The sequence below is a fragment of the Microcoleus sp. SVA1B4 genome (genome assembly GCF_036700545.1).
Classification (GTDB): Bacteria; Cyanobacteriota; Cyanobacteriia; order Cyanobacteriales; family Microcoleaceae; genus Microcoleus.
Map to the genome: position 1 here is coordinate 16,357 of NZ_JAUBPB010000006.1, position 24,259 is coordinate 40,615.

Here is a 24,259-nt window from a genome sequence, read left to right on the forward strand (position 1 = left end):
TTCTCGGTTTAGTTATGAGTTATTGCCTAAACCCCGCCTGTCAAAACCCGCAAAATGCCGATCGTACTCAATTCTGCCTGAATTGCGGCTCCAAACTGTTGCTCAGAGAGCGTTACCGCGCCATCAAACCCCTTGGGCGCGGCGGTTTCGGCCGCACTTTTTTAGCAATAGACCAAGACAAACCCTCAAAACCGCGCTGTGCAATTAAACAGTTTTTCCCGCTATCCCAAGGTACCAGCAGCAGCGAAAAAGCAGCAGAATTATTCAACCGAGAAGCGGTGCGGCTGGACGAATTGGGGAAACACCCGCAAATTCCCGAACTGCTGGCGCACTTTCAGCAGGAACGCTATCAGTATTTGGTACAGGAATTTATAGAAGGTCAGAATTTACAGGAAGAGTTGGCGCGGACTGGGCCTTTCAGCGAAAGTCAGATTCTCAGTCTGCTGAAGGATTTATTGCCAGTATTGCAGTTCGTGCACGATCGCAGTGTAATTCACCGAGATATTAAACCGCCCAATATTATCCGCCGCCGCCTTTCTCAAACTCCCACCATTTATACTTACCCAACATTAACCGGGGAATTAGTTTTAGTTGATTTTGGCGCTGCAAAACTTGTGGAGGGTTTGAGAGAAACCGGTACAGTCATCGGTTCTCCCGAATTCGTCGCGCCGGAACAAATTAGAGGTCAAGCGGTTTATGCCAGTGATTTGTACAGTTTGGGAGTAACTTGCATTTATTTGCTGACTCAAATATCTCCTTTTGATTTGTTCGATATCAATCAAGATGCTTGGGTTTGGCGAGACTTTTTGAAGGTTCCAATTGATCCGAAATTAAGTCGCATCCTCGACAAAATGATCGAATCGAGTCTCAGTCGGCGCTACAAATCTGTAGCTGAGGTATTGAAAGATTTGCAGCCGCAGCCGTCGGCGGGGGCGGGCACGGGGGCGGGCACGGGGGCACCGCCCCTACCAGCGCCTAAAATTCCCGTGCCGCAGAGAACGCCTGTGGTGCAGAATACAGTGCCGCCAACGGTTGCAGGCACCATTTTACCTGTGCCGCCGATGCAGCGGGTTGTACCGGCACGCGCGCCTACTTGGAGGTGTGTTCATACTCTGGTAGGGCATTCTAATGCTGTTACGTCGGTAGCTTTCAGTCCTGATGGCGCGACTTTAGCTAGCGGTAGTGAGGACAAGACGATTGAGATGTGGAAGTTGGAGACTGGTAGGCGGTGGTACACTCTTACGGGTCATTCTGACTGGGTGACTTGTGTGGCGTTTAGTCCTGATGGCGCGACTTTGGCTAGTGGCGGCCGGGACAAAATGATTCATATTTGGAATTTGAATAAGGGTAAGTGGTGGTACGCTTTGGCGGGTCATTCTGACAGGGTTTCTGCTGTGGCGTTTGGTCGGGATGGTCAGGTTTTGGCTAGCGGCAGTCGGGACAAAACTGTGCAGTTGTGGAATTTGAATAAGGGAAGGCGGATGTCGGCTTTGACTGGTCACGCTGGCGGGGTGGAGGCGGTGGCTTTTAGTTCTGGCGGGGAGTTTTTGGCTAGCGGCAGCCGGGACAAGACTGTGCAGTTGTGGGATTGGCAAAAGGGTCGATCGATTTGTACTCTGGCGGAGCACGGGGATTGGGTGCGGGCGATCGTTTTTGCGACCCCCCCCAGCCCCCCCTTGGTAAGGGGGGGAGTAGGAGAGGGATTGACTTCCTCTGTGTCCCCTGCCGGTCAGACCCCCCCCAGCCCCCCCTTGGTAAGGGGGGGAGTAGGAGAAGGATTGATTTTGGCTAGCGGGAGTCGGGATGGTACGGCGAAGCTGTGGCGGGTGGATGCACAGGGGCGAGGGACGCTGTTGCGGAGTATGAGGGACAATTCTGGGGATGTTTTGTGTGTGGCGTTGAGTCCCGATGGTCGGGTTTTGGCGACGGGGAGTCGGGATGGCACGATTTATTTGTGGGATGTGGCTACGGGGGGTTTGCTGGAAATTCTGACGGGCCACGGGGGGGAGGTTTTGTCGGTGGCGTTTAGTGCTGATGGGGGGAGTTTGGCTAGCGGTGCGGGCGATCGAACTGTGAAGATTTGGCGGGGGATTGGGCATTAGGGGCGATGTCAAGAGTGCCCGCTTAAAAAATTTCATATTTATGCTTGACAGGCGATCGAATGTTCTGCTACATTAGGAATTCGTGAGGACGCATAGCTCAGTTGGTTAGAGCACTACGTTGACATCGTAGGGGTCACTGGTTCGAGTCCAGTTGTGTCCATGAATTTCTATCATTTATAAATCAAGGGTTTTAGGTTTTCCATCTCACTAAGAGTTCTGTTTTCCGCTGATCTTTGGCTCCGTTCCACACGAACGGTGACAGAATAAGTCAAGGTCAGCCATTCTGTCAAATAGGGGAAAAAATCAAAGGGCTTACAGGGATTTTACTTTAGAAAAAGTGCATAAAGCTTTTGGTTTGACTATTTCACAAGACGTGGTAGTAGTGCCCGCCCACCAGCATCTTTCGGAAGACGGCACCGCGCCGTGTCCTTAGCGGAATAGCTGGATTAGAGACTCTGGAAGCGCCAATCCAATAATCCGAGTTTTGGGTACAACTCTACGGCGCTTTTAAAATGATTAAATTATTCACCAAAACTTAATTTGGTGGCAATCCGAAATCTTCAGGACCGTAAAGTCCCGCCGGCATTCTTCCTAAAAGGAAATCAATCTGATCCTGAGTCATCGACTCATTAAAGAGGCAGGCTCTTTTTGTTGTTGTGTTCCCGGCTTCATTAAACAGCATTCCACCCGGATGAGAATAGATTCGCATTGTTCGAGTTTCGCCGATAGCCACTTTTCCTCTATCCTTTTCTGCTACCCAGCCCAAGGGGAAAAAACCGATATTTTTTGTGCTGTCGGGGTAGCGCATATCGATCGCTAATTCCTGTCGTGCAGCTTGTTTGCCAGCAGCGGGTTTCTCTCGCATCACAACCCGAACCTGCACAGTTTGTCCTTTCCATTCCCCGCGACTCCAAACGTTGGGTTCTTGTTTGTGTACGTTGTAAACATCGAAATAAGCGATCGTTCCGGGATTTTTCCTGATTTCTGTCATGATTTCCTCCGCCAATAAATTGAACGCGATCGAACCAGTGCTTAATTCGCCTTAACCTTTGCTATAAGCAGCTCTCCACTAAGCAAAAGCCCATAATTTTTAGGGGTTTTGGTCACGCAATCAAAGCTTTTCAGATTAAAATACTTAAGCTTAGATAAAATATCTTGGCAATAACCAAGGATTTTCCATGCGTCAATAATGCTTGCATGAGCCGACATAAGTCGGCGTTCTACGCTTCCATTTCGTGCAATTCCTCGCGGAGACAGCATGAGTATCGCTGGAAGTAGAAGCAGGGATAAAACATCCCATATTAAGGATGTTACCGTAATTATGGTCAAGCTTTTTTCGGCGGATAGCTTCTCCCATCAAATCCTCGTCTTCGTTCGATGGCTATTAACTAACCATACCATAAATTGGACGCGCATGAGTACGATCGCAGCCTGAAACTGTTGCTACACTCCTCGCGATCGCACCCAGCCCCTGACTCAGTGCAACTGACAGCCCTGACTTGCTACAATCCAGCTAAAAAAAGGGATTGCTGCGACAACTCCCGCCACCATAGAGAAATAACTCGATTACCGAAGCGTTAAAACATAAAACAGCGAACACTTACGAATTTAGAAGCATTACTCTATCGCCTAAATCTTGGACTCAGACACCAAGCCTAACTGATGTCGATCGCCCCCTACATCCCCACATCATCTCAAATCCGATCGCCCACCAGCCCCTTCCGGGACACGGCTGTGATGCCGTGTCCTTACCCGTAACTTATCGGCGACAGCCTTGGGCGATCGCCCTTAACACCGCTAGCCGCACTTCTGGATGAGATTTCTCAAGCCCGTTCGCCCGAAAAACCCAGTGTCCGCCGCCCGCGTGCTCGATCGCAATTTTCTGACCGTCAGGCAAAACTATTTGCCACCAATTCAACACACTGGCTTTAATAAGGTGGCACTGAATTTCGTTCAGTTGAGCCTCCATTAATTTCAGTTGACGCATGATAGGATTTTGGGCAGATGACTTCATGATTTTTCTCATTAAATGAATTCGACTGTTTCTCGGCTTTGATTTCAGTTTGCCGATTTTTGAACTTAACTTCACCTTCCGAAGTTTTCGCCTTAACTTCCCTTTCCGAAGTTTTCGCCTTCACTTCCCTTTTACCACCTTTAGGCTCAACTTTGACTCCAAAACCTTTAGACTTAACTTTTCTTGGGGCAGAAGTTGAAGTCGGTTCCGTGGTCGGCTTCTTAAACTCCGCGTCTAATTGGTCTAAAATCTCCTCTTGTTCGGGAGTATGTTCCGCTGGCTGGTCTGAATTTCTGGGATTGTATTCGTCAACCAACCTGGCCAAAAATTCCGAAATTGACAGTCCGGCTGCGGCTGCTTTTTTCGTTAAAATGGCGTAGGTGTCGGTTTTAATCCGAATTTGTTTGAGCCGCAGGTTGGGATTGTTGTCAACGGTTTCAGCAATAGTTACTGCCGTAATCCTTTCTTTGGGTATGACATCGACAACTTCTTGCCACTTTTCCTGTAAACGACAGTCGCCATATTGGTCGGTAATTGCGTGTTTGAACAAAGGAACAACTTGAGCAACGCAGCTAGGCAAAATCTCAAATCCTGCTTTAATTAAGCGCAGGCAAATACTCGCAGCTTTGATAATTTGTGTGCAGTAAAAATACTGCCGACCTAATGCTTGTTCGCAGTAACTTTTAAAATTTTTGAACTTGTCTTTGTACAATCGCAGCTTTCGGATGGCGTCCAGCATGATTCCTTGACGCACGTAGTCTAGGAATCCCCTTTTAATTTCGCCTGTGAGGTAATCTAAATCGTGAAAGGGAGATTGATTCTGGATTTCTTCTTCAAAGTCTAGCAGCGGGCCTGCAAAGTGAAAGTTGGAGGCGACATCGCCTAGGTAGAAGTTGTCAATGGATGTGGGCATGATCGGGAATGGTTCGAGAAATGGCACGATAGCACGGAAGTTGTGCGATCGCAAAGTTGAAGTTTTGGTCTATATCTTTGATACAATTTTGAGTTGGGCTGTCCTGTGAGGTCGATCGACCTTTTACATGGCATCACCTCAAGGCGGTTATTCAAAACTGTAGGTTTTGGCTGTTCGCCCTGACCGGCCAGCTTTTGTTCTGTCACTTGTATCTCATTATGAGATGTCGATTTAAACTTGTCAAGTATGACATCTCAATTTGAGACTTATGTTACAATGTCATCAAGAAAAGAACGAAGACAGGAGGGCAATTCACCATTGGAAGCCCTAAGAATCAACAAAACAGACTTATCACAAGATGAGTTTGCTTTTAGATGCGGGATTCCCCGGGCCACGTATCATAGATGGATATCTGGAGCCACAGAACCAAAATTTTCTCTCTTTCAGTTGAAAGCTATTTGCCGAGAACTAAAAATAGAAAAAATAGATGAACTTCCAGAGAGCTTTGGGCCGAATTAGCAATTAAATTAAACCAACAGTTAAAAAATTATTACTGCTGATACAATTTTGAGTTGGGCTGTCCTGTGAGGTCGATCGACCTTTTACATAGCACCACCTCCTCGGCGTTGAGAAAAAAGGGGCTTGAGGTATGCGCCCTTGCCCCGAAAATACGATTGGGTATGCAGGCACAATTGATAGACGCTACAAATAAGGCAGTTCTTCAAACCTGCATTTTGACCTTGGAGGCTCGCCCGGTTGCCTTTGTTTTGCCTATCTACTAGCAGAATAGTGCCAGATTCCATTTTTGTCAAGCACTATTTTGCTAGCAATTAACTGCTACAATTGATGGAAGCTAAAGATCAAGAAACCATAACCTTGAAAAACCTTAGAGAAAGTGCAAATTTGACCCAACCTGAACTTAGTCGTCGAATGGGGGTAGGAATTCGCATTATTGGCGATTGGGAACGAGGAGAATCCATTCCTCGCTTCGATCGCGTAATTGCTCTGGCGCGCGAGCTAGGCGTACCTCTAAAAACACTTGCTAGATGTATGGGATTAGACGTAGCCAAAATTCCCGATGACCTACAAGCATTAAGTGTACTTCATCTTTCGGGGGAGTTCAAGAAGCTAGAACTCGTGAAACAATCTTCATGTGTTGTGGCAGAAAATTCGCAAGAAAAGGACAAGTCTCCATTAAGGCTTCTCAGAGAACAAGCTGGGCTAACCCGCCCTCAAGTCAAACAACATATCGGCGTTTCTGAGCGGATGCAAGCTGACTGGGAATCAGGAAAGTCCATGCCAACTGTTGAAAACGTAGCTGCACTGGCTAACCTGTACCAGGTTTCTCTAAAAACTATGTTTGAGCTTTTAGGATTAGATGTAACCAAAATTCCCGATGACTTACCAAGTCGTGAGCCCTCATCGAACGACAACTAACAAGCACAGCTAAATCATGGTGTTGACATTTGATACAATTTTGAGTCAGGCTGTGAGGTCGATCGACCTTTTACATAGCACCACCTCCTCGGCGTTGAGAAAAAAGGGGCTTGAGGTATGCGCCCAACCCCCGAAAATACGCTTGGGTATGCAGGCATAATTGATAGACACAACAAATAAGGCGGTTCTTCAAACCTGCATTTTGACCTTGGAGGCTCGCCCGGCCGCCTTTGTTTTGCCTACCAACATGAAGTTTACGTCTTATTCAAGTCCTTGTCAAGACGTTTACATCATGAATATTTCGTCCTATGATAGAAGAAGATTTACAAGAAAAGGAGAAGTCTCCATTGAGACTACTCAGAGAACAAGCTGGACTAACACGCCCTCAAGTCAAAGAAAAAATCGGAATTTCCGAGCGAAGACAAGCTGACTGGGAATTAGGCAAGGCTCTACCTAATGCTGAAAACATACTTGCTATGGCTAACCTGTACCAGGTTTCTCTAAAAACTATGTTTGAGCTTTTAGGATTAGACGTAACCAAAATTCCCGATGACTTACCAAGTCGTGAGCCCTCCTCGAACGACAACTAACCCGCAGGGGTTCGGAAAAGTCTAGGGAAAGGGGCTTGAGTCATGCACCCAAGCCCGGAAAATACTAAGGGTATGCAGGCATAATGGGTAGAAACTACAAATAAGGCAGCTCGCTAAACCAAAGCGTTTCCACCGTCCGGCTAAAGCAGCCGCCTTTCTGTTGTCTCTATCTTTAACAAGGATACTTGTAAACCTCCCGGTTGTCAACAAGTTTGCTTGTAGATTTCCCATGATATGCCCCGAAAGAAACAAACTCAAGAGTCCAAAGATATACCAGCACTGCAAATCTTGCGGGAGGCTGTGGGTTTATCGCAATCCGCTTTAGCAAAACAAATTCCCGACAAAACGGGCGCAAAAACCCTAAGTCAACAAGCAATCAGTAACTGGGAACGAGGACTAGACGAACCCGAACTGACCATTGCTCAAATGAAAGCTCTTTGCAAAGCTTTGGGAAAAACGCTTAACGATTTACCGAACGACTTAGGCCCACCAAATCCCGACTGACAACTTTTGTTGCTTAGTTCTAATTAGACCAACCTAAAAAAGCAGATTAGATGCCCGACTTCTTCAAGAAGTCGGGCATCTAACAAGCAAGTTATAAAAAGGATATTAAAGTAGGATTTGGTATTACTTACGGAGAACAGAAGTGATAATCACCGTGATAGTGGCGCTTGCAATCAAAGTGAAAGCAAGTTGCACAACCCATTGGGTAGCTTTCTGGTAGTTATCAAATTTGTCATTGAATCTGTCTGTTTTGTCATTAGTTTTCTCAACATCAGTTGATAATTTCTCAACTTCAGCCGATAGCTTGTCTAGCTTTTCAATAACATCCCCCAGCGTCGGCTCGTTACTTGTAGTAGTTGTCATGGTTGTTTCCTAAAATTAACAATCATCACCTACAATTATATCCTAATTTTAATAGGAATTGATATTATAGCCATCCTAAATCATTTGTGAATTTCTTACTCCCTCCCCTTGATAAGGGGAGGGTTGGGGTGGGGTCAAAAATTTACGACTCCTGCAAGGATTGCTATATCAATCACTCCGTAATTTTCCCTCTCAAAGCTTTAATCTGCCCTCGCTTGGTTTTGCTGTCGAGACGCTTGCGCTGGGAACTACGAGTTGCTTTGCTGGGTTTGCGCCTTTTCGGTATGACGATCGCACTTTTAATCAGTTCTTGCAGCCGTCTCAAAGCCTCTTCCCGGTTTTGTTCCTGGCTGCGGTGTTCCTGCGCTTTGATGACAATCACACCTTCGGAGGTGATGCGCTGGTCGTTGATTTGCAACAAACGCTCCTTGTAGCGATCGGGCAATGAGGAAGCTGGGATATCAAAGCGCAAGTGAATCGCACTCGCCACCTTATTTACATTTTGCCCCCCTGCGCCTTGAGAGCGAATTGCACTAATCTCGATTTCGCGATCGGGAATGAACACAGTATTAGAAATTTGTAACATGATTTATTGATAATTATTAGCTGTGAGTATAAACTCAATTAGTTTTTTTCGATCCCATAACTCTACATCGTTAGATTGAGCAAGTTTGCAAGCGTTTTCTGTAAAGCTGTTGTTAGTGATTACTCTACCTTTATTTCCTTTGTAATGTCTGACGGCTCCTGCTACTTCTTGAACTGCTTTAATCCCAACTGGATTTTTGCTTCTTTTGGCTTGAACCACGGTTTTTGAGCCATCTTTGTATAAAATTAAATCAGCCCCATAATCTTGACTATCTTGAGTTAAAGTAACACTATAACCCAAGTTCCTAAAATGGACATTGAGAAATATTTCAAACTCTTTGCCAGTCATTGCATCCACTTCCAGAATACCACTGTCTGATAAACGTTTTCTTTGCTCTTGTTCTTTCAATGTATCAAATGCCAATGCTGCAATATCACTGAAAACGGCTGCTGCTCTCACTATAAAAGGTTTCATAAAATTACATTTATTTTAAAGGAGTAGTTATAATTGTACCAGATTTGCTCAGTACAGGCTCAACTACACATCGACCTATGCCATCATCAGGAGTTCAATACTTAATTATCAATGCCCTGGAAACTCTCGACTTGCTGATCTGGAGAATATATGATGAAGAAAAGGGCTTTTGGTACATCGAAACCCCTAGTCGATTTTTACCAAGGGCTGCTATACTACAAAGTGGCGAGATTGTTCGTATAGACGAGGTTGAAGACTATGACGAAACCGCATGATATCAGAAGACAACAAGACCGGAGATTAGGAGAATTAATGGCGATCGCACGTCAGCGATTTATCGATGCAGGCGGCGATCCTCGACACCCGCCATCAGGTTTAAAAGGCGATGATTACATGACAGACGCAGAAAGACAAGAAGCACTCACGATCGCGCGATCCCTATTTAACGACGAATATATTAAAAGCTATCTCGAAAAAAAACGTCAAAACAATTTGCAACCCCAGAATAATTAGTAAGGTGCGCCGAAACGCACCCTACAAAAATTAATTAGTCCGTAGTACCGGTTTGCAGCGACTCTTTAGCAGTCTGCGTCCACTCGGAGTGGAAGAATTCACCGCGCGGTTTGTCGGTGCGTTCGTAGGTGTGAGCCCCAAAATAATCACGCTGAGCTTGCGTGAGGTTTTGCGGCAATCTTTCGCGTCGGTAGCTGTCGAAATAATCCAGCGAGGCGCTAAAGGCTGGCACTGCAATCCCCAGTTGGCAAGCAGTAGCTAACACGTCTCGCCAAGCTGATTGGCGATCGAGAATGCTCTGTTTGAACTCCGGCGCTAACAGCAAATTCGGCAACGTGGGGTCGTCTTTGAAAGCTGTTTTAATCTTGTCCAAAAAGCCAGCCCGAATAATACAGCCACCCTTCCAAATTCGGGAAATTTCGCTCAAACTCAAGTCATAGTTGTACGACTTCGATGCCGCGCTCAACAGCGCCATGCCTTGAGCGTAGGAGCAAATCTTCGAGCAGTAAAGCGCATCCCGGACTTTGTTCACAAACTCTTTAGTATCGCCTTCGTACTTGCCGCTAGGCCCCGTAAGTTCTTGGGAAGCGTTGATACGCTCGTCTTTGTAAGAAGACATGATTCGGGCATTCACAGCAGCGATAATTGTGGGAATGCTCACGCCCAATTCCAAAGCACTCATTACAGTCCAGCGGCCGGTGCCTTTTTGACCGGCTGCGTCCATAATTACCTCAACTAAGGGTTGCTTAGTTTCCGGGTCAATGTACTTGAAAATGTTAGCCGTAATTTCAATCAAAAACGAGTTGAGCTCGTCTGTGGTATTCCATTCGGCAAAAACTTCCTGCAACTGCTGGCCGTTCAATCCACCAACGTTTTTGAGCAAATCGTAGGCTTCAGCAATGAGCTGCATATCACCGTACTCAATGCCGTTGTGAACCATCTTCACGTAGTGGCCAGCGCCACCAGGGCCGATGAATGTGACGCAGGGGCCGTCATCTACTTGAGCCGCAATTTTGGTGAGAATTGGCTCTAGTAGGCCGTAAGCAGTGCGGGTGCCACCGGGCATCAAGCTAGCACCATTCAGCGCGCCTTCTTCGCCACCGCTGATGCCCATGCCGACAAATCCCAGTCCGATCGATTCTAAATCTTTGGTGCGGCGTTCGGTGTCGTCGTAGAGCGAGTTGCCGCCGTCAATAATCATGTCGCCCGGTGACAGCATGGGTTTGAGCTGGTCGATGACTGCATCTACGGGTTTCCCAGCTTGCACCATGACTAAGATTCTGCGCGGGGTTTCTAGGATATCGACGAATTCTGTCAGAGTCTTGGCGGCTACAATGTTCTTGCCGGGGGCGCGCTTGGCCATGAAGTCGTCGGTTTTGGCTGCGGTGCGGTTGTATACAGCCACGGAGAAGCCTCTGCTTTCGACGTTGAGCGCTAGGTTTTCGCCCATCACTGCTAGACCGATTAAACCAAAATTTTGCTTTGTCATGCTAATAACCCGCTGGTTGTTCCCGCTTGATGATAGGTTTGCGAGAGAGGAAAGCGAGGCGGGGTGTACCGCTTTCCGGTGGACTAAAAGTATTGGACAATAGACCTAGGAGGTTTAGGTTTATTTTTATATTCTCAGAATTGCTGTTTGGTAAATCAGTAGGGTTTTTTTAAGATTTAAGGGATATTAATGACGCCGACAGGTGATGATAAGGCAGGTATTATGTCGATCGCGGTAACGGTAGATACAAACAAGCGGACATTTTGAGGAAAATTGAGGAGACTGTTGTAACTATGGAAGATTTGCAGTATCTCGCGGCCTGGGTGAAGGAGCAACACGCTCGCGAGTATATTTTGACTTGGCTGCTGAGTCAACAGGGGCTGTGGTGGTCTGATGGGGATATTTATCAGGCCGTTTTGCAAAAGTCGGGAAAGCTTTTGAAAGCTTATGTTCAAAAAAGGCAAGCGGGAGAGTTATTTGAGGGAATTTCTGAGAAGTTGGGAGGAGATGAGAATTGGGATGATTTGGCGGCGAGTTTGGCGCGAATTCTTGCGGTTTATCAAGAGGAATTATCGCATTTGCAAGAGCGCGATCGCAAGGGGGATGGGGTAAAAAAAAATTTGATTAGCCAACCGTTGACTGGAGATCCTTTGCCGCTTTTGGAGGTGCAGCAAGCTTTGCCCGATCCTTATGCGGATACGTTGACGGGGAGATAATTTGCGATCGACTTTTTGGAGGCACAAGAATCTCAGAAACCGGGTTTCTTCCTATATCTCTCGTACTCAACCAAAAATTGTCGCAGAAACCCGGTTTCTCGCCACGCAGTTAATCCCAAAAACCGGGTTTCTTCCTATATCTCTCGTACTCAACCAAAAATTGTCGCAGAAACCCGGTTTTTCGCAACTTGGGCGACAGTTCTCGATCTAGATTCAAGGATTGAGAATAGGTGTAATATCTAGAAGAAATCCGGGAAGTACATCTTCACCCGAAAGTGTAGGCGGTTGGTCAAAAGAGAAATTAATCACTTCTGCTACATCTTCAGACAAGCGATAGATTTCTACTAAAGGCGTTTGGGGGTCAATTAGCCAACCTAAGCGACAGCCGTTAGTTCGATAATACCGCATTTTAGCCCGCAATGTTTCTAGGGAATCACTTTGCGAACGCAATTCTATTACAAAGTCCGGGCACAGGGGAGGAAATTTGCGCTTATCTTCTGCGGATAATGCTTCCCAACGTTCTAGGAGTACCCAAGCAGCATCAGGGGAACGCTTCGCACCGTTGGGTAATTGAAAGATAGTGGAAGAGTCAAAGACTTTTCCCAATCGAGTCTGACGATTCCACAAACCGAGTCCCAGGTTGAGATCCGAATTTCTGATGCCGCTTTCGCCGCCTGTTGGAGGCATAATAATTAGTTCTCCTTCGGGGGTTTGTTCTAATCGCCACTCTTCATTAGCGATGGACAATTGATAAAATTGTTCGTCGGTTAAAGCGACGGATGCAGGTAGGTTGAGAGTTATAGTTTCCATCGTTGATATTATCGCCAACTAGCTTGGTTTTATTATAACTCGCACTTTCTGACAATTTTCTCAAAAAGATCGCACGCTCAGAAACCGGGTTTCTTTCGATATTTCTCGTGCGAGGCGGAAAATTGTCGCAGAAACCCGGTTTCTCGCCACGCAGCTAATCCCAGGAACCGGGTTTCTTCCGATATTTCTCGTACTCAACTGAAACTTGTCGCAGAAACTCGGTTTCTCGCCACCTAACGAGAGAAATTAGAGCGCAAATCCGCGATAATCGATCGCAATCACCCGCGCTTAATTCCCCACGCTAACCCACAAGTCCGCCGGGGGTTGAAAACCCCCGTCTCATAGCAAAAGTCCTCTCAAAGAGGACTGAAAGACACATTTTTGAACAAGCATTGCAATATCTCCTCAGTCGGTTTCAACCGACTTTTGCTATGAGACAGGGGTTAAAACCCCTGGCGGACTGTTTGTTTAATTCTAAATATAGCTGCTAGCTTGACGGGTGAACATTGAGCAGTAAATTCCGTTTGATGCTATCAATTCGTCGTGAGTTCCTATTTCTGCTATTTTACCGTTTTCCATGACGGCGATGCGATCGGCAATTTTTGCTAAGCCCAATCTGTGACTGATGACTATGGTTGTTTTCCCGGCGGCTATTTGGCGGAAGATGCTGTAAATTTCGTGTTCTGTCTTGGGGTCGAGGGCGGCGGTTGGTTCGTCAAAAATGAGCACTTCGGCTGTAGAAAGCCGCATTAAGGCGCGGGCGATCGCAATTCTTTGCCACTGTCCCCCCGATAAGTCTATGCCGTCTTCTAATTGTTTCCCCAACGGAGTCTCTAAACCTGCGGAAAGACTATTTACTTTGGCGCTAATTCCTGCTTCGGAAATAGCTTCATTAATTGCGGTGTCATCTGAGAGTGAAAGCAAGTCGCCGAAACCGACGTTTTCGCGAACTGTGGAGGGGAAACGGGCGTAATCTTGCATGACGACGGCGATGCGCGATCGCACGTATGCTAGAGAGTACGATCGCAAATCTTTGCCGTTCCAGTCGATCGTACCGCTTGTCGGATCGTACAGTCTGCCGAGCAGTTTGCCAAGGGTGGTTTTACCCGCGCCATTTTCACCAACAAGCACTAGCATTTCACCCGGATTAATGGTTAAGTCGATATTTGCGATCGTGCTTTTATTGCTACCGGGATAACAGAAAGATAAATGCTTAATCTCGATGCCAATTTTATCTTTTGTGGGGCAGGCATCTAGCCCGTCTTCTGGTAAACTAGGCAGGCGAGATGCTACATCTCCAAGCGGAGACTGCAATTCTGGTTTGAGTTCCAAAAGTTGAAAAATCGGAGTAACACCGAGGGAAATATCGTACAAATTAGCATAATTGCCTATAAGTAACTGCAAACTTTGCTCCACCTGAACAATCAAACCCGAATACAGCGCCAAATCTCCCAAAGTATAGCGCCCTCCCAAAGCTCCCATTACCACATAAACAAAGGGCAAAGCTACTCCGATTCTACTAAACACTGACCACAAAAGTAAAACAATTGCTCCTTTTTTTCGGATTTGCTGCATCTCGCTAAAAAATTGCAAAAACTGCTCCTGCCAGCGTTTGAGCCAAAGTTCCTGCAAGCCAAACAAACGCAATTCTTTAGCATATTCTTCGCCCGTCAGGACTCTAGCGGACAAGTTCATCTCGCGGCTGATTTTAGCTTGCTTTCTTTGAACTCTCCAGATGATTTTGCTATATTTTCTTTGGATGTAAATTGAGGGACAGGATGAAATCAACATCACCACTGGCACCCACCAAGCTATTGCAGCAGCAAGGCCTATCGATGGAATAAATATAAAAATTCCCGTGATGGTCATGCTGATGGTAAATGCTAGTTGCTGTATTTTGAATACTCCGGTTTTTGCGAGTTCTACTATATTTAATAGTTCCGGGTTTTCAAACAGGGCAATATCGTCGAAATTGGCGACTTTTTCGAGGACTTTTCCTTCGACAAAGCCTTGAACGCGATCGCGCAAAGATGTCGCCACAAAAGAGTTCATTGTGTCTAGGGCATCGCCGACTAACTTGAGACTTAAGACTCCGGCAATACTCCACAGCAATATTGGCCGGGAAAGCATCAAAGCAAGGGGCTGTGCTGTTTGGGTTTGCGACAGCAACCGAGATACTTCATCAATGATTAATTTATCTAAAAAAAGCACGGCAGATGGGGCCGCACCGCTGATAATGTTGAGTATTATTAAATGGCGGAGTTCTATTGGTGCGGCTTTGATTATCAGGCCGAGGCTGCGCCACAAAGCTTGGAATGTGGTAATTTGGATGGGTTGCATTATTTGTGGGTAGGTGTCGGGTCTACTCATCCCCGGATGGTATATTATAGTAACTTTATCTCAACTGAAATGCAGCTTTTTCCAAGATTAATCGAACATCAGCCGGATTTGTGGATACATCATACTGCCAATGACCAAAACCACCATGCTGGTTAACAGCTTTAATCCACTGATCGAGAAATACCCATTTAGCCTCATCTTGACGAGTTTGTTTTCCTTTAGTTTCTAGAATCAAAAAATTGCCATTTTTCAGACGAACTATAAAGTCGGGGCGATATTTCCGAACAACTCCGCCAAAAATATAGAGAATCTCAAATCCAAGGTGATCGTTTTTCACCCAAGCATCTACAATATGATCGTTTCTTTCTCGATCGAGTTCGTAGGCTTCGCTGGCTTCCCATGTACTGTCAAAGACGCAGCAGTTGATGTGAGATTTACGAGTGTAATCACAAGGTTTACCTGTGTACCAGGAACGCATATCACCTGTAGATCGGATTGGATGAACTGGATCGAAAACTGGTTCAATTCTTTCTGTATTTTCTAAATAAATAGCGTTCCAGATGTGTTCAACGACTTTTCTCATATTAAGAGTGATCAGGATACGCCGTCGAATTTCGTCTCGATTGAATAATGGCGGAGTAATTTGGATAAAATCTGAGTGGATGAATTGTTCGACTAATTGAATCAGTTTTGCTAGTAAGTATTCTCGATTACCTTTCCAGCCGGGTTTCATCTGATCGAAAATATCTCTAGCAACCTCAAAAGTGATTTTTTGCATCCGCTGTTTTCGACCTAAATCTTCGAGGTCGATCGCCTTTATTTTCGTGACATCGGGTTTGCCATCGACACTCGGAGCGAGGTCTGCTAGGGTAATATTGTCAGAGGCATTTAACTTCAAAGGCTTAACCTGACTCAAATCGAGTTTGAGTTCGGGTTTATAAATGTAATCAATGCGGACGATATTGGGAAAGCTTATTTCAAACTGCTGCTTTTCTGGATCGGGTTTAATTTCAGTTTTAGGAGTAGGGGGCGGAGGCGGAGTTCCTTCATCGGATTCGTGGGGAAGAAAGGTAAAAGGAACACCAAAAATATTAACATATTCGGCTTCAAGTAGGTTTGTTTCTGGGTTGATGTCGTAAGTAGTTCTCCGTAAACCTCTACCTACGACTTGTTCGCAGAGAAGTTGGCTGGTGAATGCGCGAATCCCCATAATATGCGTTACAGTTTTAGCGTCCCAGCCTTCAGACAGCATCCCAACTGAGATGACATTTTGAATCTGTTCCCCAGGCTTCCCAACTTGACCAACCGTATCCACCATTTGCCGTAAAAGTTCTGCCTGTTCTTTCTTAGAAAGTTTGCGAATAGGCTCATCATCTGAGTTATCATCTTCGGCAGTCTCAGGGTTTGTGTCTTGGATCTCAGTGCTTTCCTCTTGGGATTCTGCCATTTTCAGAACGTTAGAATCTATGTGTAAGGTGTATTCTGGAATGCAGAGTTCTTCGACCTGAATTTTGTTATGGTCAAAGGCATATTTGATTCGGGCAGCAGTTTCGGTACGGTTGGCGATCGAAATCATTGCTGGTGGAACTTTATGCCCAGATTCTTTCCATGCTTTCGCAGTTTCCAGCCAATCTTTTCCGAGTAAGAGGTAGCCGTTGTTGAGCAAATCAGGAAGCGATTCATTGGGCTTGGCTTTACGATTTACATCATCGTAAACTTCTGGATCTCGATAAAGATGGTAAAGACGGGATTTGAAATCTTGCACGTTGAGTCTTGCATCGTCGCGAATCACAACGCGGGGAGTCTTGACTAAGCCAGATTCGATCGCATCATTTAAGCCAAAATCACTGACAATCCAGCCAAATAAAGCTTCTTCTGAACTCTTTTTACCAGACGGGGCGAAGGGTGTGGCGGAGAAGTCAAAGCAGGTGAGGATTTTTCTAGCTTGGTGGATACGATCGCACCCACCAACCCACTTAGTTGCCTCATCTAAGTCTTCTTTGCTGACACCTTTAACTTTGGATTCAGCAGGAATGCGCCATGCGTGGTGTGCTTCGTCGTTGATGACAACTATGTTGCTGGAGTTGCCAAGTTCACCTAAAACCTCCCTTGCGTAGGCTTCATTACTTTTTGCACCACGTTTATCAACTCCTTTTTTCTTTTTAATTTGTTCCTCAGTTTCCCAATTGAGGGCGTGCCAGTTACGAATTAAAACTTTGCCTTGACGAAGTTGATCGAATAAGCCCAGAGGAACTATATTGAAAATTTCGTAGTAGCTATTTTCAGCAGAGGGAAGCAGAACTTGCAGACGATTCTTAACTGTAAGTCCGGGGGCTATGACAAAAATAGCTTTGGAAAAGCGGGAGTCTTGGGGATAGGTAACTTTATTCAGGATTTGCCATGCAATTAACATCGCCATGACGATGGTTTTGCCGGAACCTGTTGCCATTTTGGAACAGAGGCGTTTGAAGTTTCCCCCATCGGAAGGAATGTCGATACCAACTTTTTCAGACGCGGGGGATTCTGTTAGCCAGATTAGGGTTTCTATGGCTTCTAACTGACAGAAAAAGAAGGGAAAGTCCCGTTCTTCGGAGTTGTGCCAGTGTTCTAGCAGACGTTTGGTAACGCCTGTAACGCCGGGGTGTCCCTCATTGCCCCAAGCTTTGACGCGGGGACGGATTTGGTTAACTAGAGGAATTTCGACAAATTTGCCTGGATCGTCGAAGGTTTTGGAGCTTTCCGAAGCAATGATATAACCTGCGGGTCTTCTTCCTTCTGCAAGATTAAACAGGCGAGAAGTGCGATCGTAGTGCCAATATTGTTGGGGTTCTTTGTAGGGAGAATTAATGATTAGTTGATTAATTTTAGTTTGTGATGACATAATTTTTGCTAGGTTAATTTTTTTTATTCAATTTGAGTTGATGGTATAGTAAAAAATCAAAGAAACCGGGTTTCTTGACTAAAACCTAGCTTTCAGCGTCATCCTCTGACAAGAAACCCGGTTTCTCACACCCCGTGTGCAAGTCCTAAATAAGATTTATAGTCTGAATAATTACCCACCATTAAAAATTTGGTTTGCGGTCAAATTCAACTCTGGGAATACCGCTGATTCAACCCTTTTATCTCCCCGAAACAGCTTAATTTGATACTCACCATCTACTAACTGATAAACTGATAAAGTAGGCTGTTTCGGAGAACCAATATAACGGCTACCACCTAAACCCAAATAATCTACAATCCAATATTCAGGAATGCCTAATGCTTCATAATCAATCATTTTGTGGGCATAATCATCACGCCAATTTGTGCTGACCACTTCAACCACTAATTTTACGGAATCTCCGTGAGTAATAACTGATTCTCTTTCCCATCGAGACTCATTGGCTGCTACGGCTTGTTTATCTAATACAATTACATCGGGATCGTAGCCCGAGTTATCGCTAAATTTAATTGTACATTCCTTGGGAATAAAGTAAGGAAGTTTTAGTCGCCTGATTTCTAAACCCAACTCGAACGCCTGAAAACCGGCGCTGGCTGAATGTTTACCAGTTGGATTTGGCATTTCAACAATAACTCCGTTATGTAGTTCGTACCGTCCGTTTTCTGGTTTCCATTCCAGAAACTCATCAAAAGTCATTAACTTGGATATAGCTTGAATCATGGCAGAACCTCTTATAAATAGCTTAATCATCCTTTATGGAAAATTATTATTCCGACTTGTTGGCTCCGAATTTGAGTAGGATAAATAATGAAAATCATGCCGTTAACCGAATAATTTTCAAACTCTCAATGCCTCTATCGTCCACAATTTTGACAGCAACGCGCTGATACTCGCCGATTTCAAAGGGCAACGAGACAGTCCCTTGATAGGACTCAATTAAATCCTCGTCAATTTCGGCTTTCAAATTGCGGGCTAGACGCGACCAAGCATCTTTTTCTCCTGCCATCGGGAAGAAAACCTGACGCGGGAAAACGCTTCTGCCATCATAATCGGTATCTAACATCCATACGGCAATTTTTTCAACGCTGCCAGACTCGATATTTCCAGTCTTGGTGTTGTAATAATCGAAGCCAAAAACTTCGACTTCCCACTTATCTTTATTTTCGTCTTTATCAATGCGGCGCAGGGCGACATCGGGTTGACCCATCAGCCAGAAGCTATCGTTACTAGCGCGTTTTTTCTTAAGGTCTTCTGTCTGCATATCCATGTTCATTTGTGCTTTCAGAAGCGTGACACCCGGCCAGTTGGTTTCGTCGATGTCTTTGGCCGCTTCAGGGTCAAACTGGAAGGCGGCAAAGATAATTAATTTAGGTTTGGGTACTAAAGTTTGTGCTTCTTCAATAGCTTGAGTGACTTGGCGTTGTTCTAGGGGTGCGTGTTCTGGCCCGAAAGAAATCACAACTCGCATCGCTTTATCATAAGTGCCGCCAGATTCTTTGACGGTATTGGCTCCCAAATCGTTAGGTTTAGTTTCGGCATCGGCATGAAGCCAGCGAGTACCGGGTAAAGCTTCGACTCGCGAAAACAGGATGTATTGCCCGTTTTTACCGCGAATTCCTGTTTTTAGCATTTCATCACGCCATTCTGATTGCCGCAGAGTTTCGCCAGAACGGGCAATTGATTGGTCAGCAACGGGTGGATTGATAACATCATCAATAGGTTTGACTATGGGGGCGGGGACTGCTTCAACTGTAAATGGGCCTGTAACTCTGGCTCTGGATTTATCTAATAAAGGTTGGTCGTAGAGGGTTTCTTGGTCGGCATATTTATTAATAGCTTGTTCGATTTCTATGCGGTTCATGCCTTCCCGAATTTCGGGGTTATTGGCAATAGATTTGAGGGTGATGTGAGGGACGGTTTTGTATTTAAAACCACTGCCTACGCCTTCCTGGGAATTTGCTAGTTTATAATAGTCAAAGGTGGCGGTCATTAACCTTTGTTTGGCTAGGGTGATTGCTACTCTTGAGGTATCGCAGGTTATCCATCTGCGTCCCCATTGTTCGGCAACGTAGGCTGTTGTGCCGCTACCGCAGGTGATGTCGAGAACTAAGTCACCTGGATCGGTGGTCATTAAAAGGCAACGTTCAATAACCTTTGGATTCGTTTGAACAACAAATAACTTTCCTTCGGGTGTACCTGCTACCGAAGTATCTGTCCAAATATTTGTTAATCGGATGACGGGGAAATCATCTAGACATCTTATGTAAGCTAAACTACCTTCACGACTAAATAATCTTTTTGCTATTTTTAATTGTTCCATTCCATCAGGATATTTTGCTTTCCAATGACTTCCGGCGCGGGGATGATAAGTTTTATTTTCAAAGTTAAAAGGTTGTGGATCTGAAGCTGACCCTTGACTGGTAGTATTATCTAGCCTGAACACTTTAGAACCTTTGGGCAGAGATTCCATACCCTCTCGCTCTTTTTGAGTCATTAGGCGGCGAGTGCCATCTAATAGTTCTAAATATCGGTAATCGCCACCTTTTAAAGTTGTTGATGTTTTTTCAAAAAATAACTGATAATACTTAATTTCTTTACTTTTAGAGTACCAAATAATATAATCTCCTACACGACTTAAAGAGGATGTTTCAAAGCCTCCTGTTGTCGTATAAGATATTAAACTCATAAAGTTGTTTAGGCCAAAAACCTCATCCATCAAACATCTAACAAAATGCAGATTATCACTGGAAATTTGGACAAAAACACTGCCAGTTTCCGACAGCAACTCTCTCGCTAACAACAATCTATCTCTTAAATAAGTCAAATAAGAATGAATCCCCAATTCCCAAGTATCCCGAAATGCTTTAATCGTTTCCGGTTCTTGAGTCAAATCCTCATCTTTCCCATCTTTCACATCCCGCTTATTCACAAACGGCTGAAAATTTGAACCATATTTAATCCCATAGGGCGGATCGAAATAAATCATCTGTACTTGTCCAGCCATTCCCTCTTTTTCTAATAGGGAATTCATGACTAAAAGCGAGTCTCCAGCAACTAAGCGGTTACTCCAATTATGCTTGTGCTTGTAAAATTCGATCGCCTGTCGAATCGGTGGATTTTCTTCTGCTGTTTCAAACAGAGATAACTGTACACCCTGACTTTGATTTTGCTTCCGCACTGCTTCAATAATGCTGCGCGGATCGATGCGTTCGTGAACGTGTAGCGAGACTGTAGGGACTTCAAAGCTAGTATGTTCTGCTTTGCCAGCCCAAACTAACTGAGGGTCAAGGTGAGGATCGTAGGCATATTGTTTGCTATCCCCATCTGGATCGGTGTCTGGCGTAACCAGTCCGACGGGTGGGTTATTGACTCGTTGTTGGTTTTCGTGGTTGTACTGCCCGATCGCTCTTTGGTCAGGTTTCTTTTGCCTCGCCATACGACTTCCTTATACCCTCAAAACCTTTACCTTACACTTTATGCCACACCTTTGCCAAATTTGTTAGATGTTTTTTGGGATTGCTCTAGTCTGCTAATATCTTGGCTATTCTTGAAATGAATTTTATCTAGCCACAATGGAATCACAGGCGATCGCTCGATCGAGGGATACGATCGCCCTTTCCATCTCAAACTCTACCAGATCGAGCGATCGCCCTGAATGAATCCCACCATAGCATAAACCGCTTGATATCGTTTCCGGTTGCATCGGAATGATTTAACCGCAGAGGGCGCAGAGAACGCAGAGGGAGAGAATACAGAGATGAATAATTCCGATGCTACCGGATTTGATATGATGCCAAAGTTATCCAAATGTCAAACGCCGCACCGTACCGTCATCTGTAAATCGCTGTTCGCCAACGCCAACAACTTCCACAATAACTTCGCGTTCAGATATCAAAAATTGACCCTCGCGCGCGGCAATTTCAACGATGGTTTTTTCCCCTTCAAAATACACCTTGTAATTAGTCGTAGACCACACCCCTTTTTCATGTTCAAAACTGTGTCCATCGTCCTCATAAAGCGTCCATTCACCGCTTCCGGGCCAAATTCGCATTTTTAATGACTCAAGCGGTTCCTCGCTGACAAATTGCCTCACAGGTGCGATCGCAATTATGCCCCCACCCCGCACGTAAAGCGGCATTCTCTCCAAAGGTGCATAAGCTAAAATGTGCATCGGGCCCTGATAGCATTCGCCCGTCCACCAATCGTACCAAGTACCCTCCGGCAAATACACGGCGCGGTGTTCAACTCCGGGGCGGTAAACAGGTGCAGCCATCAGCGACGGGCCGAGTAATACTTGATCGTAAAGGTGATAAGTTGCCCGATCGCGCGGAAATTGATATAGTAGCGGTCGCAAAATCGGTGTTCCCGTCGTCGCAGCTTCCCAAAACAACGTGTAAATATAAGGCAACAACTGATAGCGCAAATTGATGTATTCGCGGCAAATCTTCTCAGTGCGATCGCCAAAAACCCAGGGTTCGTGCTGCGCCGTACTCATCGCCGAATGACCGCGCATCAAGGGATACAGCATCCCCACCTGCATCCACCGCGCGAACAGTTCAGCGGTTGCATTCCCCGCAAAACCGCCGATGTCGCAACCGACAAACGCCACGCCGGAAAGCCCCATATTGCAAAGCATTGGTAGCGACATTTCTAAGTGTTCCCACTGCGATTGATTGTCGCCCATCCATACCGACGAGTAACGCTGAACGCCCGCAAAACCCGATCGCGTCAGCACAAAAGATCGATCGCTCGATCGCACTTTTTGCAGCCCCTCAGCACAAGCTTTCGCCATCATTAAACCGTACAAATTGTGCGTTTCCGCGTGAGTTGTGCGATCGGATTCCGGGCCTTGCGGTGCATCCAGGGGAAAGCTGATGTGTTCGCCGCCGTCACCAAAAGGCCGTTCGGCGATCGCAGGTTCGTTCATGTCGTTCCAAATCCCCGCAATCCCAATATCTGTCAGGGTTTTGTGCAATTCGCCCCACCACTGCCGCACCTCCGGCCGCAGGAAGTCGGGAAACACCGCTTTGTCCGGCCAAACGTAACCGTGGAATAGCTTTCCCTCTGCGGTGCGGACGAAATAGTCATTTTCTACACCCTCATCGAATATTTCATAATCTGCTTCCGGTTCGTACTTGACACCGGGATCGACTATCGTGACAACCTTAAAACCCGCTGCTTTCAAGTCTGCGATCAGTTTCGCGGGATCGGGGAAACGCTTCGGGCTCCAGGTAAAAACGCGGTAGCCGCGCATATAGTCGATGTCGAGGTGGATGACATCGCAGGGAATCGCCCGATCGCGAAATTCCTTCGCCAACTCGCGCACAATGTCCTCTGATTCGTAGCTCCAGCGGCATTGGTGGTATCCCAGCGCCCATTTTGGCGGAAGCGGCATCCGGCCGGTTAACTGCGTGTAGGTGGCGATAATTTGGGCGGGTTCCGGGCCGTAAATGATGTAGTAGTCGAGTTCCGGGCCTCTGGTTTCCATCCGCAAAACTCCCGGTTGTTGGGCGCCGATGTCGAATTGACTCCAAAATGTCGTGTTGAAAAAGATGCCGTAAGCGCGATCGGGATTCAGGGCGATGTAAAATGCGATCGCCTGGTACATTTCATCGGTGAGGGAATTGTAGTCGAGGGAGTCGGTTGTCCAGTTTGTCTTGACTTCGGAGAGTTTGTCGAGAAAGCCGGTGCGTTCGCCGAAACCGTAGAAGTGCTCGTCTGCTTCGATGCGTTTCCAGCCCGCGGTTGCGCCTGCGCGCCATCCCATACTGCGATCGCAGTCGCTAGCAAAGGGTTTTCCCGATTTGTCAAAGCATTCGATCGCAGCGCGATCGCGCTTTACGGAAATCAATATTTGTGATGTTTCAATTTCTATTTTTTCGTCTGTTTCTCGCACTTCAAATGGTATAATTTCCCACTCTTCGTCAGGGACTGTTATTGAGTGCGATCGGCTTTCTACCCCCCCTAGCCCCCCCTTATTAAGGGGGGGTTGGTCTATAATTTCTTCCTCCCCCTTGTAGGGGCGGTGCCCCCGTGCCCGCCCTAGTTGGGGGGGGTTTGGGGACATTCGCACTCGGATTAAATTCGGTGCGAGGATGCTGATATTTAGGGATATCTCGCCGCAATTAAAGTGAATTGTGCGATCGTCGGTCTTATTGATAGATTGTACTGAGCCGATGGTTGACCAAGGCTGTTCAGTAGTTTGGAGATTTCCGAAGTATTGCGGCATATACGATTTGGTAATTGGCAATTAGTAAACCGATAGTGCAAGCCGCACTTGACTGCCGTCATCTAGCTAAAGGAAGAATATAAATTGTCAGCATTTCAAGTAAATGGACAAAGGCGGTGAAATATACTTCAGCGATACCGTGGCTAGCCGAATAAGCTACTATAAAAAATGAAACAGGTATCCATAAATTAAGTGGAAAATAACTGAGCCTTTGCACCATTTTTTATTTTAAATCAGG

Annotated in this window: 22 protein-coding genes and 1 tRNA gene; 9 read left to right on the plus strand and 14 right to left on the minus strand. The window is 45.9% G+C overall.

Going from position 1 to position 24,259, the window contains the following annotated elements; translation table 11 throughout:
- The first annotated feature begins 14 nt into the window (after positions 1–14).
- The gene (locus QT987_RS04600) at positions 15–2,102 is read left to right on the plus strand and encodes a serine/threonine-protein kinase (RefSeq protein ID WP_333237679.1); all 2,088 of its coding nucleotides are present in this window, start codon (positions 15–17) and stop codon (positions 2,100–2,102) included.
- An 86-nt stretch (positions 2,103–2,188) separates the two neighbouring features.
- Positions 2,189–2,262 (plus strand) — tRNA-Val (locus QT987_RS04605).
- A 375-nt stretch (positions 2,263–2,637) separates the two neighbouring features.
- Here the strand turns inward: QT987_RS04605 and QT987_RS04610 are convergent.
- The 3 genes from QT987_RS04610 to QT987_RS04620 all read right to left on the minus strand — a co-directional run bounded on the left by QT987_RS04610 (position 2,638) and on the right by QT987_RS04620 (position 5,029).
- Positions 2,638–3,093 carry a hypothetical protein gene (locus QT987_RS04610; protein ID WP_333237681.1) on the minus strand — a complete coding sequence of 152 codons (456 nt, stop codon included), beginning with the start codon at positions 3,091–3,093 and terminating at the stop codon, positions 2,638–2,640.
- Between the two features lie 768 nt (positions 3,094–3,861).
- The gene (locus QT987_RS04615) at positions 3,862–4,089 is read right to left on the minus strand and encodes a hypothetical protein (protein WP_333237683.1); all 228 of its coding nucleotides are present in this window, start codon (positions 4,087–4,089) and stop codon (positions 3,862–3,864) included.
- On the minus strand, positions 4,031–5,029 hold the full coding sequence (locus tag QT987_RS04620) for a hypothetical protein (protein WP_333237686.1): 999 nt from the start codon (positions 5,027–5,029) through the stop codon (positions 4,031–4,033). The genes QT987_RS04615 and QT987_RS04620 overlap by 59 nt, the downstream gene beginning before the upstream one ends.
- 276 nt (positions 5,030–5,305) lie before the next feature.
- On the opposite strand from QT987_RS04620, the gene QT987_RS04625 reads away from it, so the two are divergent.
- The 4 genes from QT987_RS04625 to QT987_RS04640 all read left to right on the plus strand — a co-directional run bounded on the left by QT987_RS04625 (position 5,306) and on the right by QT987_RS04640 (position 7,560).
- Positions 5,306–5,548, plus strand: coding sequence for a helix-turn-helix domain-containing protein (locus QT987_RS04625; protein WP_293176868.1), 243 nt, complete (start codon positions 5,306–5,308; stop codon positions 5,546–5,548).
- A gap of 327 nt (positions 5,549–5,875) precedes the next feature.
- A complete protein-coding gene (locus tag QT987_RS04630; protein ID WP_333237688.1) occupies positions 5,876–6,466 on the plus strand; it encodes a helix-turn-helix transcriptional regulator in 591 nt (196 codons plus the stop codon).
- A gap of 308 nt (positions 6,467–6,774) precedes the next feature.
- On the plus strand, positions 6,775–7,056 hold the full coding sequence (locus QT987_RS04635) for a helix-turn-helix transcriptional regulator (protein ID WP_333237690.1): 282 nt from the start codon (positions 6,775–6,777) through the stop codon (positions 7,054–7,056).
- Positions 7,057–7,290: 234 nt separating this feature from the next.
- Positions 7,291–7,560: a helix-turn-helix transcriptional regulator gene (locus QT987_RS04640; RefSeq protein ID WP_333237692.1), complete on the plus strand. Its 270-nt coding sequence runs from the start codon at positions 7,291–7,293 to the stop codon at positions 7,558–7,560.
- A 123-nt stretch (positions 7,561–7,683) separates the two neighbouring features.
- Here QT987_RS04640 and QT987_RS04645 read toward each other — a convergent pair whose 3' ends face one another.
- The 3 genes from QT987_RS04645 to QT987_RS04655 form a co-directional block, all read right to left on the minus strand.
- Positions 7,684–7,923, minus strand: a complete 240-nt coding sequence (locus QT987_RS04645) for a hypothetical protein (protein ID WP_333237694.1) — start codon at positions 7,921–7,923, stop codon at positions 7,684–7,686.
- A 172-nt stretch (positions 7,924–8,095) separates the two neighbouring features.
- A complete protein-coding gene (arfB, locus tag QT987_RS04650) occupies positions 8,096–8,509 on the minus strand; it encodes an alternative ribosome rescue aminoacyl-tRNA hydrolase ArfB (protein ID WP_333237696.1) in 414 nt (137 codons plus the stop codon).
- Positions 8,510–8,512: 3 nt separating this feature from the next.
- Positions 8,513–8,983: a restriction endonuclease gene (locus QT987_RS04655; RefSeq protein WP_333237698.1), complete on the minus strand. Its 471-nt coding sequence runs from the start codon at positions 8,981–8,983 to the stop codon at positions 8,513–8,515.
- 77 nt (positions 8,984–9,060) lie between these two features.
- Here QT987_RS04655 and QT987_RS04660 point away from each other — a divergent pair, with 77 nt between their 5' ends.
- A complete protein-coding gene (locus QT987_RS04660; RefSeq protein WP_333237700.1) occupies positions 9,061–9,258 on the plus strand; it encodes a hypothetical protein in 198 nt (65 codons plus the stop codon).
- Positions 9,242–9,496: a hypothetical protein gene (locus tag QT987_RS04665; RefSeq protein ID WP_333151455.1), complete on the plus strand. Its 255-nt coding sequence runs from the start codon at positions 9,242–9,244 to the stop codon at positions 9,494–9,496. Before QT987_RS04660 ends, QT987_RS04665 begins: the two co-directional genes overlap by 17 nt.
- 34 nt (positions 9,497–9,530) lie before the next feature.
- Here QT987_RS04665 and gnd read toward each other — a convergent pair whose 3' ends face one another.
- Complete coding sequence (gnd, locus tag QT987_RS04670) at positions 9,531–10,985, minus strand: decarboxylating NADP(+)-dependent phosphogluconate dehydrogenase (protein WP_333237702.1); 1,455 nt, start codon at positions 10,983–10,985, stop codon at positions 9,531–9,533.
- Between the two features lie 293 nt (positions 10,986–11,278).
- Between gnd and QT987_RS04675 the strand changes: the two genes are divergently transcribed.
- On the plus strand, positions 11,279–11,701 hold the full coding sequence (locus QT987_RS04675) for a hypothetical protein (RefSeq protein ID WP_333055567.1): 423 nt from the start codon (positions 11,279–11,281) through the stop codon (positions 11,699–11,701).
- A gap of 213 nt (positions 11,702–11,914) precedes the next feature.
- Here QT987_RS04675 and QT987_RS04680 read toward each other — a convergent pair whose 3' ends face one another.
- The 7 genes from QT987_RS04680 to QT987_RS04710 form a co-directional block, all read right to left on the minus strand.
- The gene (locus QT987_RS04680) at positions 11,915–12,511 is read right to left on the minus strand and encodes a Uma2 family endonuclease (RefSeq protein WP_333055566.1); all 597 of its coding nucleotides are present in this window, start codon (positions 12,509–12,511) and stop codon (positions 11,915–11,917) included.
- Positions 12,512–12,985: 474 nt separating this feature from the next.
- Complete coding sequence (locus QT987_RS04685; protein WP_333237704.1) at positions 12,986–14,851, minus strand: ABC transporter ATP-binding protein; 1,866 nt, start codon at positions 14,849–14,851, stop codon at positions 12,986–12,988.
- 55 nt (positions 14,852–14,906) lie between these two features.
- Positions 14,907–17,732, minus strand: a complete 2,826-nt coding sequence (locus tag QT987_RS04690; RefSeq protein ID WP_333237706.1) for a BPTD_3080 family restriction endonuclease — start codon at positions 17,730–17,732, stop codon at positions 14,907–14,909.
- A 171-nt stretch (positions 17,733–17,903) separates the two neighbouring features.
- Positions 17,904–18,512, minus strand: a complete 609-nt coding sequence (locus QT987_RS04695) for a Uma2 family endonuclease (RefSeq protein ID WP_333237708.1) — start codon at positions 18,510–18,512, stop codon at positions 17,904–17,906.
- Positions 18,513–18,606: 94 nt separating this feature from the next.
- Positions 18,607–21,228, minus strand: a complete 2,622-nt coding sequence (locus tag QT987_RS04700) for a site-specific DNA-methyltransferase (protein ID WP_333237710.1) — start codon at positions 21,226–21,228, stop codon at positions 18,607–18,609.
- Between the two features lie 123 nt (positions 21,229–21,351).
- Entirely contained in the window at positions 21,352–21,495 is a 144-nt protein-coding gene (locus tag QT987_RS04705) for a hypothetical protein (protein WP_333102651.1), read from the minus strand.
- Between the two features lie 96 nt (positions 21,496–21,591).
- A complete protein-coding gene (locus QT987_RS04710; RefSeq protein ID WP_333237712.1) occupies positions 21,592–24,021 on the minus strand; it encodes a glycoside hydrolase family 31 protein in 2,430 nt (809 codons plus the stop codon).
- Positions 24,022–24,259: the final 238 nt, after the last annotated feature.